The sequence below is a fragment of the Streptomyces sp. NPDC107500 genome (assembly GCF_055582785.1).
On record NZ_JBVJPF010000002.1, the window covers coordinates 1,147,004 to 1,161,177 of the forward strand.

Genomic DNA, 14,174 nt, shown 5'->3' on the forward strand with positions numbered 1-14,174 from the left:
CCTGGAGGTGGCACGCGCCGCCCATCGCTCGCCGGTCCCCGTCAGCCGACCCGCACTCGACGACCGGCGGGCGGTCGCCTGATTCGGGGGTTGACATGGCCACACGCAAGAAGACCACGGGGAGGTTCGGCTCCGCGGCGACCGGGCTCCTGCTCGCCACGGCGGGACTGTCGCTGGCCGCGCGGCAGTGGCGGCTGGAGACGGTGCGCTTGCAGGAGCGAATACTGGAGCTGGAGGAGCTGACCAGTCGGCGGCAGTCGCTCGCGCATCAGCAGCGTATGCACTGGGAGTTGCTCACCCGGGCGATCGACGACCCGTCACTCGCCGAGGTGATCGACACCTTCGACAAGGGCATCCCGGTCGAACGGCGCCGCCAGTTCTTCTACGCGAACGCCTGGTACGTGAACCTCTACCACGTGCATCAGGCAGGACTCCTGGATCAGGAAGGGCTTCAGGGGCGCCTGCGGGAGTTCTTCCAGAGTCCGATCTTCCGTGAGTACTGGGAGGCGTCGAGGAACATGCGCGCCTCCCTCGACGAGCGCTCCGAGGAAGCCCGTCTGGGGCGGGTGGTCGACGCTCTCGTCAGGGACCTGGACGAGGCCGACACGGAAGAGTGGTGGGTCGTGGGCACGCCTCCGAACGACTGAGGCCACCCAACGGAGTTAGCGACGGAGTGTCTCTCGGCGTACCGGCCGACGTGGTCCGCGATCACCCAGTACGGTGTGGCCTCGTCACTCCGCCAGCCCCTGTCTCTAAGGACCGGTACCCCTTGAAAATCGTGCGCCGCATCGGTGTGCCTCCCAGCGCTCGTGGCAGTACCACGGGATCCACCTGCCCGGACGTCTTCGAGCTGAGCGACGGCAACTTCGCCGTCATCGGCACCGAGGCCACCGAGGCGCTGGAGCGTGAACTGCCCGCCGACGCCGCCCGCGCCGACTACGAACGCATCGTCGTCGTGAGCCGGGAGACCCTCATCCGGGCCAAGGCGGACATCCCCGACGCCTGACGGCACCCCGTGTCTCCGGCCGCACCCACCGCCGCCCGCACCGGACACGCCACCGTCGAGGCATCCGGCACCCCGTCCATGCCCGACGCCCCCTCGACCAGGCCTGGCGCCCGAACGGCACCAGGCCGCTCGTCTCTCAGGCCACCGCCGGCACCACGGCCGGCGCTCCCGGCCCCACATACCGCGCCGCCGGACGGATGATCTTCGAGTCCCGCGCCTGTTCCAGGATGTTCGCGCTCCAGCCCACCACCCGCGCCGCCGCGAACGTCGGGGTGAACATCTCGCGCGGCAGACCGCACAGCTCCATGACCACGCCCGCGTAGAACTCGACGTTGGTGTGCAACTCCCGTCCCGGTTTCAGCTCCGCGAGGATCGCCTCGACCCGGCGCTCCACCTCGACGGCGAACTCCACGCGCGGACCACCGAACCCCTGCGCCACCTCACGGAGCATCCTGGAGCGCGGGTCCTCGGTGCGGTAGACGGCGTGGCCGAAGCCCATGATGCGGTCACCGGCGAGCACCCGCTCGCGGATCCAGCCGTCGATGCGTTCCGGTGTGCCGATGGCGTCCAGGGTGTCCAGCGCCCGGCTGGGCGCACCGCCGTGCAAGGGCCCGGACAACGCCGCCACGGCGCCGGTGAGGCCCGCCGCGACGTCCGCGCCCGTCGAGGCGATGACCCGCGCGGTGAACGTTGACGCGTTGAAGCCGTGGTCAATGGTGGAGATCAAGTACTGCTCGATCGCCCGTGTGCGCCGGGCGTCCGGCTCCTCGCCCGTCAGCATGTGGAGGTAGTTCGCCGCGTAGGACAGGTCCTCGCGCGGCTCGACCGGTTCGAGTCCGCGTGCCAGCCGGTGCAGGGCGGTCAGCAGCGTCGGGACGGCGGCCGCGGCCACCAGAGTGTCCTGGCCGCGCTGCTCGGCCGACAGGTCGTACACGGGCCTGAAGCCCCGGGCCGCGCCCAGCAGCGACAGGGCCGTGCGCATGCCGGCGAGAGGGCCGGAGTGCCCGCCGGCCGCCGCGATGGCGGGGAGTGCCGCGCGCACCGCGTCGGGAAGGCTCCGCATCGCCGCGGTCTCGGCGGCGAAGGCCGCCCCGCGCCGCGCGTCCGGGAGTTCCCCGTGCACCAGGAGGTGCCAGACGTCCTCGAAGGGGCGGCTGCGCGCGAGTTCGACGGCCGAGTACTGGCGGTAGTGGTAGAAGCCCTCGAGCCCCCGCACGTCGCCGACCTCGGTCTCGGCCACCACGACACCGGCGAGCCCGCGCGGCACCTCGACGGACACCGCCGGGGACGCCACTGGGGACGGACCGGCCGCGGTTCTGTTGACAGACATGATTGCCTCCTCGAACTTGAGTCAACTGTCTATACTTGACCAAGCTCCTGTCAATATTGATTGAATCAATGTGCGACTGGACGAACCCTCAGGATCGATACGGTGACCCCATGCGCGATCAAGACCCCGGCCGCCCGGACGACGCCGAACGGCGCCTGACCACCAAGGAGGCGGCCGAACTCCTCGGCGTGAAACCCGAGACCGTGTACGCGTACGTCAGCCGCGGGCGGCTCGGCAGCCGGCGCACCCACGACGGCAGGGGCAGCACCTTCGACGCGGAGGAGGTACGCGCCCTCGCCCGGCGCAACCGGCGCGACACCGCCACCCCCACGGCCGCCGGCCAGGAGCTGGCCGTGCGCACCCGCATCACGCTCATCGAGAGCGACCGCTACTACTACCGGGGCGTCGACGCGGTCGAACTCGCCACGCGCCACAGCTACGAAGAGGTCGCCGAATGGCTCTGGACCGGGGAGTTGCGCTCCGGCGCCGCCTTCTCCACGCCCGAGTCCTCCGTGACCGTCGCCCGCCGGGCCGTCGGCGCCCTGCCCGAACACGCCGCCCCCACCGACCGGTTGCGGGTCGCGGCGATCGCCGCCGCGGTCGCGGACCCGCTCCGCTTCGACCTGTCCGAGGGCGCGGTACTGGGCACCGCGCGCATCCTCATCCCCACCCTCGTGGCCGCGCTGCCGCCCGTGGCGGGCGACTGCGACGACCGGGCCCCGCTCGCCCACCGTCTGTGGACCCGGCTCAGCGGGCGTCCCGCCGACGAGCCGGCACTGCACGCCCTGGACACCGCGCTCTCCCTGCTCGTCGACCACGACCTGGCCGCCTCCACGCTCGCCGTGCGCGTGGCGGCGTCGGCCCGGGCGCACGCCTACGCCGCGGTGTCCGCCGGGCTCGGCGTGATCGAGGGGCCGCTGCACGGCGCGGCGGGCGGGCTCGCGCACCGGATGCTGCTGGAGGTGCTCGACCAGGGCAACGCGGCACCCGTGGTCGCCGAGGAGCTGCGGGCCGGCCGGCGCATCCCGGGCCTCGGGCACCGGCTCTACCCCGGTGAGGACCCACGTGCGCGTGCCCTGTTCGCGCTCCTGGAGGACATCCCGCGAGCCGGGCCCGCGCTCGCCGCGGCCCGGGACGTCCAGGCCACCGCCGCCCGCCACACCCCGCTGCACGCCAACGTCGACCTGGCCCTCGCCGTCCTCACCGCCTCCTCCGGGATGGCACCCTCCGCGGCCGAGACGATCTTCGCGGTGGCCCGTACGGCGGGCTGGATCGCGCACGCGCTGGAGGAGTACGGGGAGCGCCCCCTGCGGATGCGGCCGAGTGGGCTCTATACGGGCCCGCGGCCGCCGCAGCCACTGCCGGAGTAGCGTTCCAGCGCGGTGGGAGGTCACCGCGCGGCAAGTCAGGTTAGGCTCACCTCTGTGAGTACGTGCTCAACCGTCTCCCGGGACCTCGACGAGCCCGTTTCGGGCACCGCGCCCACCGCGACGACCTGGCTGCTGCTGGAACAGCCCGGCCCGTGGGGCGCCAAGGCGCTGACGTCGAGCCGCCTGGACCCCGCACTCGGCCGCACCCTGGAAGAGGCGGTGAAGGGTACGGGCGTGCGCGTCGCGCTCATCCGCCGGCCCGGACGGCACGCGGACCGTGGCACTCCGGTCGAACGCAGGGTGTACGCGGCCCACACCGTGCCGGGAAACGTGTGGGTGCACGCCACCACGATCAGGGATCCCCGACGACTGCTCGACCTCGATTTCGCGGCGCTCGGCCGGGGCGATCACCGCGGCTTCGACTCGGCCCTCGGCGGCGGCCCGCATCTGGGCGATCCCCTGGCTCTCGTCTGCACCAACGGCAAGCGGGACCGCTGCTGCGCACTCCTCGGCCGCCCGTTGGCGGCCGAACTCGCCGCCTCCGGGGAGGCGGGCGTCTGGGAGGTCACGCACCTGGGAGGCCACCGCTTCTCGCCGACCGTGCTCGTCCTGCCCCACGGATACGCCTACGGCCGCGTCCAGGCCCACGACGTCAAGGAGATCCTGCACGGCGCCCGGGAGGGCCGGATCGTCGTCCAGGGCTGCCGCGGGAACTCGGCCTGGGAGCGTCCCGGCCAGGCCGCCGAGCTGGCCCTGCGCTCGACCCTGGGCGAGGCCGCGGCCGGGGCGCTCAGCGTCGTACGGACGGACGGCGCCGCACCCCGCTGGGAGGTGACCCTGGCCCACGCGGACGGGCGGCACTGGCGGGTCACCGTCGCCCAGGGCGCGTCGTCGCCGCCGCGCCCGGAGAGCTGCGGGGCCTCGGTCCTCGGCTCACCGGCACGCATGGAGGTCACGGCGGTACGCGCACTGACCGTGACGGCGGCACTCGCTAGCTGACACACCGGCCCGTGCGGACGCATGGACGCACCGGCCCGCCCTGAGCGCGTACGGGAGATCCGCGCCACATCCCACTACGGGATGCCCCCACCTCCCACGTACGGTCATGGGTATGAGCTCCACTCCCCCCGTACGCCGCAGGCGCCTCGGCCTGCCGAGGCGGGTGTTCTCGCAGGTGCTGCTGATGCAGCTGGCGATCGCCGCGGGAGTCGCGGTGCTCGCGACCGGGCTTTTCCTGGCGCCGCTCAGCGACCAGCTGGACGACCAGGCGATGCGACGGGCGCTGGCGATCGCGCAGACCACCGCGCAGCAGCCGCAGGTCGCCGAGGAACTGCGGACCACCCGACCGACGACGGACGGGCCGGTGCAGACGGAGGCGGAGCGGATCCGGAAGGCCACGCAGGCCGAGTACGTCGTCGTGATGGACCGGCAGGGCGTGCGCTGGTCGCACACCGACCCGTCACGGATCGGCGAGGTCGTCTCGACCGACCCCGGGCAGGCGCTGGCCGGGCGTGACGTGATGGAGATCGACGACGGCACCCTGGGACGCTCCGCACGCGGCAAGGTGCCCCTGCGCGACGCCGGCGGCGACATCGTGGGAGCGGTCTCGGTCGGCATCGCCTACGACAGCGTGCGGGCGCGGCTGGTCCACGCCATTCCGGGCCTGTTCGCGTACGCCGGCGGCGCCCTGGCCGTGGGCGCGCTGGCGGCCTGGCTCATCTCGCGCCGGGTGCAGCGGCAGACCCGCGACCTGGCGTTCTCGGACATCGCGGGCCTGCTCGCGGAGCGCGAGGCCATGCTGCACGGCATCCGGGAGGGTGTGGTCGCCCTGGACCGAGGGGGCAGGATGCGGTTGCTCAACGACGAGGCGCAGCGGTTGCTCAACCTCGGCGCCGAGGCCGTCGGCCGCTCCCCCGACGAAGCGCTCGGCTCGGGGCGCACGGCCGATGTCCTGGCGGGCCGGGTGACCGGTACCGATCTACTGACGGTCCGCGGCCAGCGGGTCCTGGTGGCCAACCGGATGCCCACCGACGACGGAGGCGCGGTCGCCACCCTGCGCGACCGCACCGAGCTGGAGCAGCTCGGCCGGGAGCTGGACTCGACGCGCGGTCTGATCGACGCCCTGCGTGCCCAGGACCACGAGCACGCCAACCGCATGCACACCTTGCTGGGGCTGCTCGAACTGGAGATGTACGACGACGCCGTCGAGTTCGTCGGGGAGGTGGTCGGCGATCACCGGGTGACCGCGGAGCAGATCACCGAGCGGATCCAGGACCCGCTGCTGGCCGCCCTGCTGGTCGGCAAGGCGACCGTCGCGGCGGAACGCGGAGTGACCCTCTGGGTGTCCGACCGGACGCTGCTGCCGGACCGGCTGGTCGACCCCAGGGGGCTCGTCACGATCGTCGGCAACCTGGTGGACAACGCCCTCGACGCCACCGCGGGGACGTCGCACGCGCGCGTGGAGGTCGAACTGCGCGCACAGGGGCGCGCCGCCACGCTCCGGGTGCGCGACACCGGGCCCGGGATCCCGGCGGAACACCGCGAGCTGGTGTTCACGGCGGGATGGTCGACCAAGGAGCCGCCGGCACACCGTCGGCGCGGTATCGGGCTGTCGCTGGTGCGCAGGCTGGCCGAACGGCAGGGCGGCAGCGCCACCGTGGACGCGGCGCACGGCGGGGGCGCGGAATTCGTGGTCGTCCTGCCCGAGGCACTGGCGGAGGCGGAGCTGGAACCCGTCCCCGCCGCCCGCGCGGTACCGGCCCCCACCCCCGTGAACACCGCTGCCGAGGAGGAGTCCCGATGATCGAGGTCCTGGTCGTGGACGACGACACGCGGGTCGCGCGGGTCAACGCCGCCTACGTCGAGAAGGTGCCGGGCTTCCACGTCGCGGGCGAGGCGCACAGCGCCGTGGAGGCGCTGCGCAGCGTGGAACGGCTGCCGCGCCTCGACCTGATCCTGCTCGACCACTACCTGCCCGACCGGACCGGTCTGGAGGTCGTCCAGGAGATGCGGCGGCGCGGCCACCAGGCGGACGTGATCATGGTGACGGCCGCCCGGGACGTGTCGACCGTCCAGGCGGCGATGCGGCAGGGAGCCCTCCAGTACCTGGTGAAGCCCTTCGCCTACGCGGGGCTGCGCGCCAAGCTGGAGGCGTACGCGGAGCTGCGGCGCACCCTCGACGGGGGCGGTGAGGCGGAGCAGGCGGAGGTGGACCGGATCTTCGGCGCCCTGTCGGCGCCGTCGGAACCGGGGCTGCCCAAGGGCCACTCCCCCACCACGGCCGAGTCGGTGCGCCAGTGCCTGATGAAGTCCGACGGACCGCTCTCGGCCCAGGAGATCGCCGAACGGACCGGGGTGAGCCGCCAGACCGCGCAGCGCTATCTGAAGCTCCTGGAGCGCACGGGACGGGCCAGGCTGACGCTCAAGTACGGCGACGCGGGCCGCCCGGAACACCGCTACGAGTGGGCGACCCGCCCGTGAACCGGGCGTGTCGCACCCTCACCCGCCCGCTACACGGCCCCCGCCCCGGTCAGTGACCGCACCTCCGTCTCGGCGTGCTTGGCCTCGTCCGGGATTTCGGGCGAGGTGACCGTGCCCAGCCAGCCGGCGAGGAAGCCGAGGGGGACCGAGACCAGACCCGGGTTCTGCAGCGGGAAGTACTGGAAGTCGACGTCCGGGAAGAGCGACTGCGGGCCACCCGACACCACCGGGGACAGCAGCACGAGCACCACCGCCGGGACCAGGCCGCCGTAGACGGCCCAGACCGCTCCGCGCGTGGTGAAGCCGCGCCAGAACAGCGAGTAGAGCAGCACGGGCAGGTTTGCGGAGGCGGCGACGGCAAAGGCGAGCCCCACCAGGAACGCGACGTTGAGATCGCGGGCGAGCAGGCCGAGTCCGATCGCGACGGCGCCGATCCCGACGGCGGCGATCCGCGCCACGGCGACCTCGCTGCGCGGCTGCGTCTCGCGGCGGCGCAGGGACGCGTAGAGGTCGTGGGCCACGGACGCGGAGGACGCCAGGGTGATGCCGGCGACCACCGCGAGGATGGTGGCGAAGGCGATGGCGGCGACGACCGCGAACAGCACCGTCCCGCCGGTGGAGCCCGCGCCGCCGCCCAGGTCGAGGGCGAGCAGCGGGACCGCCGTGTTGCCGGCCGCGTTGGACGCGCGCACGGCGTCCGGTCCCACCAGGGCGGCGGCGCCGAAGCCGAGCACGATCGTCATCAGGTAGAAGCCGCCGATGAGTCCGATCGACCAGACGACGGACCGCCGCGCCGCCCGGGCCGTGGGCACCGTGTAGAAGCGGGACAGGATGTGCGGCAGCCCGGCCGTGCCCAGCACCAGGGCCAGCCCCAGGCTGATGAAGTCGAAGCGGGAGGTCCAGTCCCCGCCGTACGCCAGCCCCGGCGCCAGGAACGCCTCGCCGTGGCCGCTGCGTTCGGCCGCCGTGCGCAGCAGCCGGTCGAAGTCGCCGTGGAAGCGCACCAGGACGAGCGTGGTCAGGGCCACGGTGCCGCCGAGCAGCAGAACCGCCTTCACGATCTGAATCCAGGTGGTGGCGCGCATCCCGCCCAGCGACACGTAGATCACCATCAGGGCGCCGACGCCGATGACGGTCCAGGTCCGCGCCGCCTCGGTGGTACCGCCGAGCAGCAGGGCGACCAGACTGCCCGCACCGACCATCTGCGCCACCAGGTACAGGACGGACACGGTGACCGAGGAGGTCCCCGCCGCTATGCGCACCGGCCGCTCCCGCATCCTGGAGGCCACTACGTCGGCGAGGGTGAACCTGCCGCAGTTGCGCACCAGTTCGGCGACGAGGAACAGCACGACGAGCCAGGCCACGAGAAAGCCCACCGAGTAGAGCATGCCGTCGTAGCCGTAGAGCGCGATCAGCCCCGAGATGCCGAGGAAGGACGCGGCCGACATGTAGTCGCCCGCGATGGCAAAACCATTCTCCATCGGTGAGAAGAGACGGCCGCCCGCGTAGAACTCCTCCGCCGACCCCTGCCGGTGGCGGCTCACCCACGTGGTGATGCCCAGCGTGACGGCGACGAACGTGCTGAACAGCAGCAGTGCCAGCGTCTGGTGGTCGCCGGTCATGACGCGCCACCCCGTACTCCGCGGGTCAGTTCCTGGGTGTCCCAGCGCAGTTCGAGCGCGGCCCGGTCCCTGCGCAGCCGGGCATGCCGGGCGTACGCCCAGGTGAGCAGGAAGGTGGTGAGGAACTGCCCGAGCCCCGCGACCATCGCCACGTTCACCGCTCCCGCCACCGGACGGGCCATCAGCTCGGGCGCCGTGGTGGCGGTCACCACATAGGCGAGGTACCAGACGAGGAAGGCGGCGACCGCCGGCACCACGAACCTCCGGTACCGGCTGCGCACCTCCCGGAAGGCGGGGCTGCGCTGCACCTCCAGGTACACCTCGGCCGCACCCCGGGACGGTTCCCCGGCCGGTTCCCTGCGCATCCCCGGCAGCGCCGGCTCCGGGGGCCCGGCATCCGCGGACTCACCCCAGCCGGAGGCGAGCGCGTCGTACCACGGGTCGTCGTACCGGATGTCGTCGTACCGGTGGGCCGGGGACGTCTCGACGTATGCCCGGTCCGGCACGGCGCGGGGGTCGACCGCGCTTTCGGCACCACTCCCGGCCCCGCGGGAACGGTCATTGCTTGACTGCATGCCCAAGGATGGACAGAACGGGAAGATCCCCGACTCTTCTTCCCTTACCGCTTCACCCCATCAGGTGACTCAACCCCTGGGTGGCGGGACCAGCCCCTTCCCGTAGGCGTAACGCACCGCCTGAGCACGGTCCTTGAGCCCCGTCTTGGCGAACAGGTTGTTGATGTGCGTCTTCACGGTCGCCGTGGAGACGTGCATTCTGCTCGCGATCTGCTGGTTGTTGAGCCCTTCGGCGATCAGGACCAGGACCTCGGTCTCCCGGGCGGTGAGTCCGTCCGGCGGCTCCTGCGGGCCGGCCGGCCGGGACCCGGACTCGGCCAGGTGCTCCAGCAGTCGCCGCTGGATGCCCGGTGAGAGCCCCGCGTCCCCGGACAGGACGCTGTGCACCGCCCGGACGATCTCGTCCCCGCCCGCGTCCTTGGTGAGATAGCCCCGCGCTCCCGCCGTCAACGCCGGGAACAGCGACTCGTCGTCCGCGTACGTCGTAAGCACGACGACCTGGGTCCCGGGATACTCGGCGCGGATTCTGCGGGTCGCCTCGACGCCGTCGCAGCGGGGCATGCGCAGGTCCATCAGCACCACGTCCGGGGCGAGTTCGGCGACCAGGCGCACCGCCTCCTCGCCGTCGCCCGCGGCGCCCACGACCTCGACGCCCGGCAGCAGCCCGAGGAGCATCACGATCCCCTCCCGCACCACGGTCTGATCGTCCGCGACGACCACCCGCGCGGGCGTCGCCCGGGCTTCCTCCGTCATACCGGCACCTTCAACGTCACCACGAACCCCTCCTCGCCCGGACCGGCCCGCAGCGAGCCACCCAGCAGTTCGGCACGCTCCCGCATGCCCAGCAGACCGTACCCACCTCCGGAGGTGGTGAGTTCCCCGGGCGAGCCTCCGGAGTCCCGCACGTCGAGCATCACCTCATGGGCGCCGTAGTCCAGGCGCACCCGCACACCGGCGCCCGGGGCGTGCTTGCGGGCGTTCGTCAGGGCCTCCTGAGCCACTCTGCGCACGGCCTGCGACGCCTCCGCCGGCAGGGGTCTGCGATCCCCCGTAATGGTGACCTCGGCGTCGCTCTCGGTCGTCCGGACGAGGTGGGCCAGGAAGTCCTCCAGCGGGGTCAGCTCACCGCGCAGGGCGGACAGCGCCTGCCGGGTCTCGGTGAGTCCGTCGCGGGCCATGCCGCGCGCCGCCACCACCCGCTCGAGGATCCGCTCCCGGTCGGCTCCCCGCTCGATCAGCAACCGGGCCGCCTCCAGGTGCACCAGTTGTGCGGAGAGGCTGTGCGCCAGTACGTCGTGGATCTCCCGGGCGATGCGGGCCCGCTCGGCGAGCGCGGCGGACTCGGCCTCGGCCGCCCGCGCGGCTCGCTCCTGCGCCAGCAGCCGTATCGTGCCGCCTCTGCCCTCGGCGTCCAGCCGCAGCACGTATCCGGCGAGGGCCAGTCCGGCCGTCGTGGCCAAGGTGGTCAGCCACGGGTCGTCCGCGGCGATGGCGTAGGAGGTCAGGGCCACCGCCGTCATGGGCAGCGCCGTCACGAGGGGCATCCTCTCCATGGCCGCGACGGAGCCGGCGCACCAGATGACCAGGGCGGGCACCCGGAAGCCCCCGCTCTGGGCGGCGACCGCGACCCCCAGCAGCGCCGTGAGGAGCGTCAGGGAGGGCCACAGCCGGTGCGCGAGCGTGGTCCTGGAATAAGCCCATGCCAGGAACACCGCGACCAGCAGTCCGGCGGCCGCCGCGGCCGCGCCCCAGCCGTGCACGTGGCTGCTCGTGAACGCTCCCCACAGCAGCGCCCCGAACACGACCAGACGCGCGAACCAGGCCAGCAGGCGTCGGGTTGTGGAGGCTCCCTCGTGACGGAGCGCCTCCTTGGAGGGCCACCTCGTCCAGACGTTCTCCGTCACGCGGGCTCCTTCCAGGCGGGCCGGGACACGGCCGCACCGTACGCGGGCCCGGCCGCTCCCGCCGCGAGGGCGGAGGTGAGGAGCGGGGCGGAGCTGTCCTTGCGGACTCCGAGGGCGGCGCGCGGCCCGAACATCGTGCCTCCGTGAGCGGGAGAAGGATGCGCCGGCGGCGGATCCCGCCGACGCCTTCGACGTTACGGAAACGGCGAGGCCACGGGATCGGAGCCCGGGTGGATCATGGGTGGAGCCCGGCACGGCCGGGAACTCCACCCACGGGTGGAGAAACCAGTACCGGGCCCGGACGCGAGTCCCGGGCCCGGCTTCAGCGGCTGAGCGTGGTCACGCGTCGATGCGCGACCGGTCCAGCGTCGCCGCCGAGTTGGAGATGAACTCCTTGCGCGGCGCGACGTCATTGCCCATCAGCAGGTCGAAGACCTGCTCGGCGGATTCCAGGTCGGTCAGGTTGATCCGGCGCAGTGTGCGGCGCCGGGGGTCCATGGTCGTCTCCGCGAGCTGGTCGGCGTCCATCTCGCCCAGACCCTTGTACCGCTGGATGGAGTCCTTGTACCGGATGTTCTTGCTCTGGAACTCCATGAGCCTGTCCCGCAGCTCGCGGTCCGAGTACGTGTAGACGTACTTGTCCTGGCCCTTCTTCGGCTGGACCAGCTCGATGCGGTGCAGCGGCGGCACGGCTGCGAAGACCCGGCCGGCCTCCACCATGGGCCGCATGTAGCGGTGGAACAGGGTGAGCAGCAGGGTGCGGATGTGGGAGCCGTCGACATCGGCGTCGGTCATCATGATGATCTTGCCGTAGCGAGCCGCGTCGATGTCGAAGGTGCGGCCGGACCCAGCTCCTATGACCTGGATGATCGCACCGCACTCGGCGTTCTTGAGCATGTCCGTCACGGACGACTTCTGTACGTTGAGGATCTTGCCGCGGATCGGCAGCAGCGCCTGGAACTCCGAGTTCCGGGCGAGCTTCGCCGTACCCAGCGCGGAGTCTCCCTCGACGATGAACAGCTCGCTGCGGTCGACGTCGTCGCTGCGGCAGTCCGCGAGCTTCGCCGGCAGCGAGGAGGACTCCAGGGCCGTCTTACGGCGCTGTGCGTCCTTGTGCTGGCGGGCGGCGATCCGGGTCCGCGCCGCGGCGACGGCCTTCTCCATCACCACGCGGGCCTGCTGCGCGGCGTCCCGCTTGGTGGAGGTCAGGAACGCCTTGAGTTCCTTGGTGATGACGTTGTTCACGATGCGGCGGGCCGCCGAGGTGCCGAGGACCTCCTTGGTCTGGCCCTCGAACTGCGGCTCCGCGAGCCGGACCGTGACGACCGCCGTGAGCCCTTCCAGGGCGTCGTCCTTGACGACGTCGTCCTCGGCGACGCGCAGCATCTTCTTGGTCCGCAGCACCTCGTTCATCGTCCTCGTCACGGCCTGCTCGAAGCCGGCGACGTGGGTGCCGCCCTTCGGGGTGGCGATGATGTTGACGAAGGACCGGAGCGTGGTGTCGTAGCCGGTGCCCCAGCGCATGGCGACGTCGACGCCGAGGTCACGGGTGACCTCCGTGGGCGTCATCTGGCCGTGCTCGTCGAGCACCGGGACCGTCTCCTTGAAGCTGCCCTGACCGCTGAAGCGGAGGACGTCGCAGACGGGCCGGTCGCTGGCCAGGAACTCGCAGAACTCGCTGATGCCGCCGTCGAAGCGGAACGACTCCTCGCCCTTGCTGCCGCCGTCACCGAGGCCGAGCTCGTCGCGGACCACGATGGTCAGTCCGGGCACCAGGAAGGCGGTCTGCCGGGCCCGCTGGTGCAGCGTGTCCAGGGAGAGCTTGGCGTCCTTGAGGAAGATCTGGCGGTCGGCCCAGTAGCGCACGCGCGTGCCGCTGCGGCTCTTGGGGATCTTCTTGGCCTTGCGCAGCCCGTTCTTGGCCTCGAACCTGGCGTCCGCGCCCGCCCCCGCGAAGGCGCCGGGGACGCCGCGCCGGAAGCTGATGGCGTGGGTGTGCCCGTCGCGGTCCACCTCGATGTCCAGGCGGGCGGACAGGGCGTTCACCACGGAGGCACCGACGCCGTGCAGGCCGCCGGAGGCGGCGTACGAGCCGCCGCCGAACTTGCCGCCGGCGTGCAGCTTGGTCATGACGACCTCGACGCCGGAGAGGCCGGTCTTGGGCTCGACGTCGACGGGGATGCCCCGGCCGTTGTCCCGGACCTCCACCGAACCGTCGTCGTGGAGGATCACTTCGATGTGGTCGCAGTAGTCGCCCAGGGCCTCGTCGACGGAGTTGTCGATGATCTCCCACAGGCAGTGCATCAGGCCGCGGCTGTCGGTGGATCCGATGTACATGCCCGGACGCTTGCGTACGGCCTCGAGCCCCTCGAGGACGAGCAGGTGCCGCGCGGTGTAGTTGGATCCGTCCCGGTCTGCTCCTGCCAGCAGCGCAGTGGACGGCACGGATGTCTCGGCGGTCACGCGGTTCGCTCCTCGCTGAATTTCAGATGAGGCCCCGCTGGGTAAGGGCGCGGCTCGGTTCACCGGTCAGAGGGTACCGAGCCCTGGTAGAGCCGTTGCAACGCCACCCTCGTCGCTGTCTCACCCTAGTCCAGAGTCGTATGCCTGTTCGATCCCTCGATGGGGTGAAGTACACATCACGTTCCCTTCGAGGCATGAACCATTTAGGCTCCGGGCACGTCCTCATGAACAAACCGGCAACCCAGCCGGCCGGACCGACACTGACCGACCGCGCGAACCCGTACGACACAGAGACACGCAATACGGCACATTCGCCGCCAATCGGCAACAGCCGGCCCCTCGGAAAGTTTTTTCGAGGAAAAGCCACGAGCGGGAACGTTTTGGGGCTGGTTGGATGTTGACCCTGGTACGACAGCTCGTCGAG

At 71.8% G+C, this 14,174-nt stretch carries 13 protein-coding genes; 6 read left to right on the top strand and 7 right to left on the bottom strand.

The window, feature by feature from the left end:
* The first annotated feature begins 95 nt into the window (after positions 1-95).
* Entirely contained in the window at positions 96-647 is a 552-nt protein-coding gene (locus tag ACZ67M_RS11150; RefSeq protein ID WP_469850616.1) for a DUF6082 family protein, read from the top strand.
* Positions 648-769: 122 nt separating this feature from the next.
* Positions 770-1,006 (top strand): hypothetical protein, encoded by a 237-nt coding sequence (locus ACZ67M_RS11155; protein WP_122618478.1) that lies wholly within the window; start codon positions 770-772, stop codon positions 1,004-1,006.
* Positions 1,007-1,142: 136 nt separating this feature from the next.
* Here ACZ67M_RS11155 and ACZ67M_RS11160 read toward each other — a convergent pair whose 3' ends face one another.
* Positions 1,143-2,336: a citrate synthase/methylcitrate synthase gene (locus ACZ67M_RS11160; RefSeq protein ID WP_469850617.1), complete on the bottom strand. Its 1,194-nt coding sequence runs from the start codon at positions 2,334-2,336 to the stop codon at positions 1,143-1,145.
* 110 nt (positions 2,337-2,446) lie between these two features.
* Between ACZ67M_RS11160 and ACZ67M_RS11165 the strand changes: the two genes are divergently transcribed.
* The 4 genes from ACZ67M_RS11165 (at position 2,447) to ACZ67M_RS11180 (ending at position 7,186) form a co-directional block, all read left to right on the top strand.
* Positions 2,447-3,706 carry a citrate synthase gene (locus tag ACZ67M_RS11165; protein WP_469850618.1) on the top strand — a complete coding sequence of 420 codons (1,260 nt, stop codon included), beginning with the start codon at positions 2,447-2,449 and terminating at the stop codon, positions 3,704-3,706.
* Positions 3,707-3,760: 54 nt separating this feature from the next.
* Positions 3,761-4,705 (top strand): sucrase ferredoxin, encoded by a 945-nt coding sequence (locus tag ACZ67M_RS11170; RefSeq protein WP_469850620.1) that lies wholly within the window; start codon positions 3,761-3,763, stop codon positions 4,703-4,705.
* Between the two features lie 112 nt (positions 4,706-4,817).
* Positions 4,818-6,509 carry an ATP-binding protein gene (locus ACZ67M_RS11175; RefSeq protein WP_469850621.1) on the top strand — a complete coding sequence of 564 codons (1,692 nt, stop codon included), beginning with the start codon at positions 4,818-4,820 and terminating at the stop codon, positions 6,507-6,509.
* Entirely contained in the window at positions 6,506-7,186 is a 681-nt protein-coding gene (locus ACZ67M_RS11180; RefSeq protein WP_385798928.1) for a response regulator, read from the top strand. Before ACZ67M_RS11175 ends, ACZ67M_RS11180 begins: the two co-directional genes overlap by 4 nt.
* A 29-nt stretch (positions 7,187-7,215) precedes the next feature.
* On the opposite strand, the gene ACZ67M_RS11185 is transcribed toward ACZ67M_RS11180, so the two are convergent.
* The 6 genes from ACZ67M_RS11185 to ACZ67M_RS11210 all read right to left on the bottom strand — a co-directional run bounded on the left by ACZ67M_RS11185 (position 7,216) and on the right by ACZ67M_RS11210 (position 13,750).
* Entirely contained in the window at positions 7,216-8,808 is a 1,593-nt protein-coding gene (locus ACZ67M_RS11185; protein WP_392012671.1) for a solute symporter family protein, read from the bottom strand.
* Complete coding sequence (locus ACZ67M_RS11190) at positions 8,805-9,383, bottom strand: DUF485 domain-containing protein (RefSeq protein WP_361365724.1); 579 nt, start codon at positions 9,381-9,383, stop codon at positions 8,805-8,807. The genes ACZ67M_RS11185 and ACZ67M_RS11190 overlap by 4 nt, the downstream gene beginning before the upstream one ends.
* Positions 9,384-9,452: 69 nt before the next feature.
* Complete coding sequence (locus tag ACZ67M_RS11195) at positions 9,453-10,136, bottom strand: response regulator transcription factor (protein ID WP_361365727.1); 684 nt, start codon at positions 10,134-10,136, stop codon at positions 9,453-9,455.
* Entirely contained in the window at positions 10,133-11,287 is a 1,155-nt protein-coding gene (locus ACZ67M_RS11200; RefSeq protein WP_392101294.1) for a sensor histidine kinase, read from the bottom strand. Before ACZ67M_RS11200 ends, ACZ67M_RS11195 begins: the two co-directional genes overlap by 4 nt.
* Complete coding sequence (locus ACZ67M_RS11205) at positions 11,284-11,421, bottom strand: hypothetical protein (protein WP_469850624.1); 138 nt, start codon at positions 11,419-11,421, stop codon at positions 11,284-11,286. Before ACZ67M_RS11205 ends, ACZ67M_RS11200 begins: the two co-directional genes overlap by 4 nt.
* A gap of 205 nt (positions 11,422-11,626) precedes the next feature.
* A complete protein-coding gene (locus tag ACZ67M_RS11210; protein ID WP_361365737.1) occupies positions 11,627-13,750 on the bottom strand; it encodes a DNA gyrase/topoisomerase IV subunit B in 2,124 nt (707 codons plus the stop codon).
* Positions 13,751-14,174: the final 424 nt, after the last annotated feature.

Excerpts from the sequence above, each read along its gene's own strand:
- ACZ67M_RS11150 (WP_469850616.1), top strand. The coding sequence starts at position 96 with ATGGCCACACGCAAGAAGACCACGGGGAGGTTCGGCTCCGCGGCGACC.
- ACZ67M_RS11160 (WP_469850617.1), bottom strand. The coding sequence starts at position 2,336 with ATGTCTGTCAACAGAACCGCGGCCGGTCCGTCCCCAGTGGCGTCCCCG.
- ACZ67M_RS11165 (WP_469850618.1), top strand. The coding sequence starts at position 2,447 with ATGCGCGATCAAGACCCCGGCCGCCCGGACGACGCCGAACGGCGCCTG.
- ACZ67M_RS11175 (WP_469850621.1), top strand. The coding sequence starts at position 4,818 with ATGAGCTCCACTCCCCCCGTACGCCGCAGGCGCCTCGGCCTGCCGAGG.
- ACZ67M_RS11180 (WP_385798928.1), top strand. The coding sequence starts at position 6,506 with ATGATCGAGGTCCTGGTCGTGGACGACGACACGCGGGTCGCGCGGGTC.
- ACZ67M_RS11185 (WP_392012671.1), bottom strand. The coding sequence starts at position 8,808 with ATGACCGGCGACCACCAGACGCTGGCACTGCTGCTGTTCAGCACGTTC.
- ACZ67M_RS11190 (WP_361365724.1), bottom strand. The coding sequence starts at position 9,383 with ATGCAGTCAAGCAATGACCGTTCCCGCGGGGCCGGGAGTGGTGCCGAA.
- ACZ67M_RS11195 (WP_361365727.1), bottom strand. The coding sequence starts at position 10,136 with ATGACGGAGGAAGCCCGGGCGACGCCCGCGCGGGTGGTCGTCGCGGAC.
- ACZ67M_RS11205 (WP_469850624.1), bottom strand. The coding sequence starts at position 11,421 with ATGTTCGGGCCGCGCGCCGCCCTCGGAGTCCGCAAGGACAGCTCCGCC.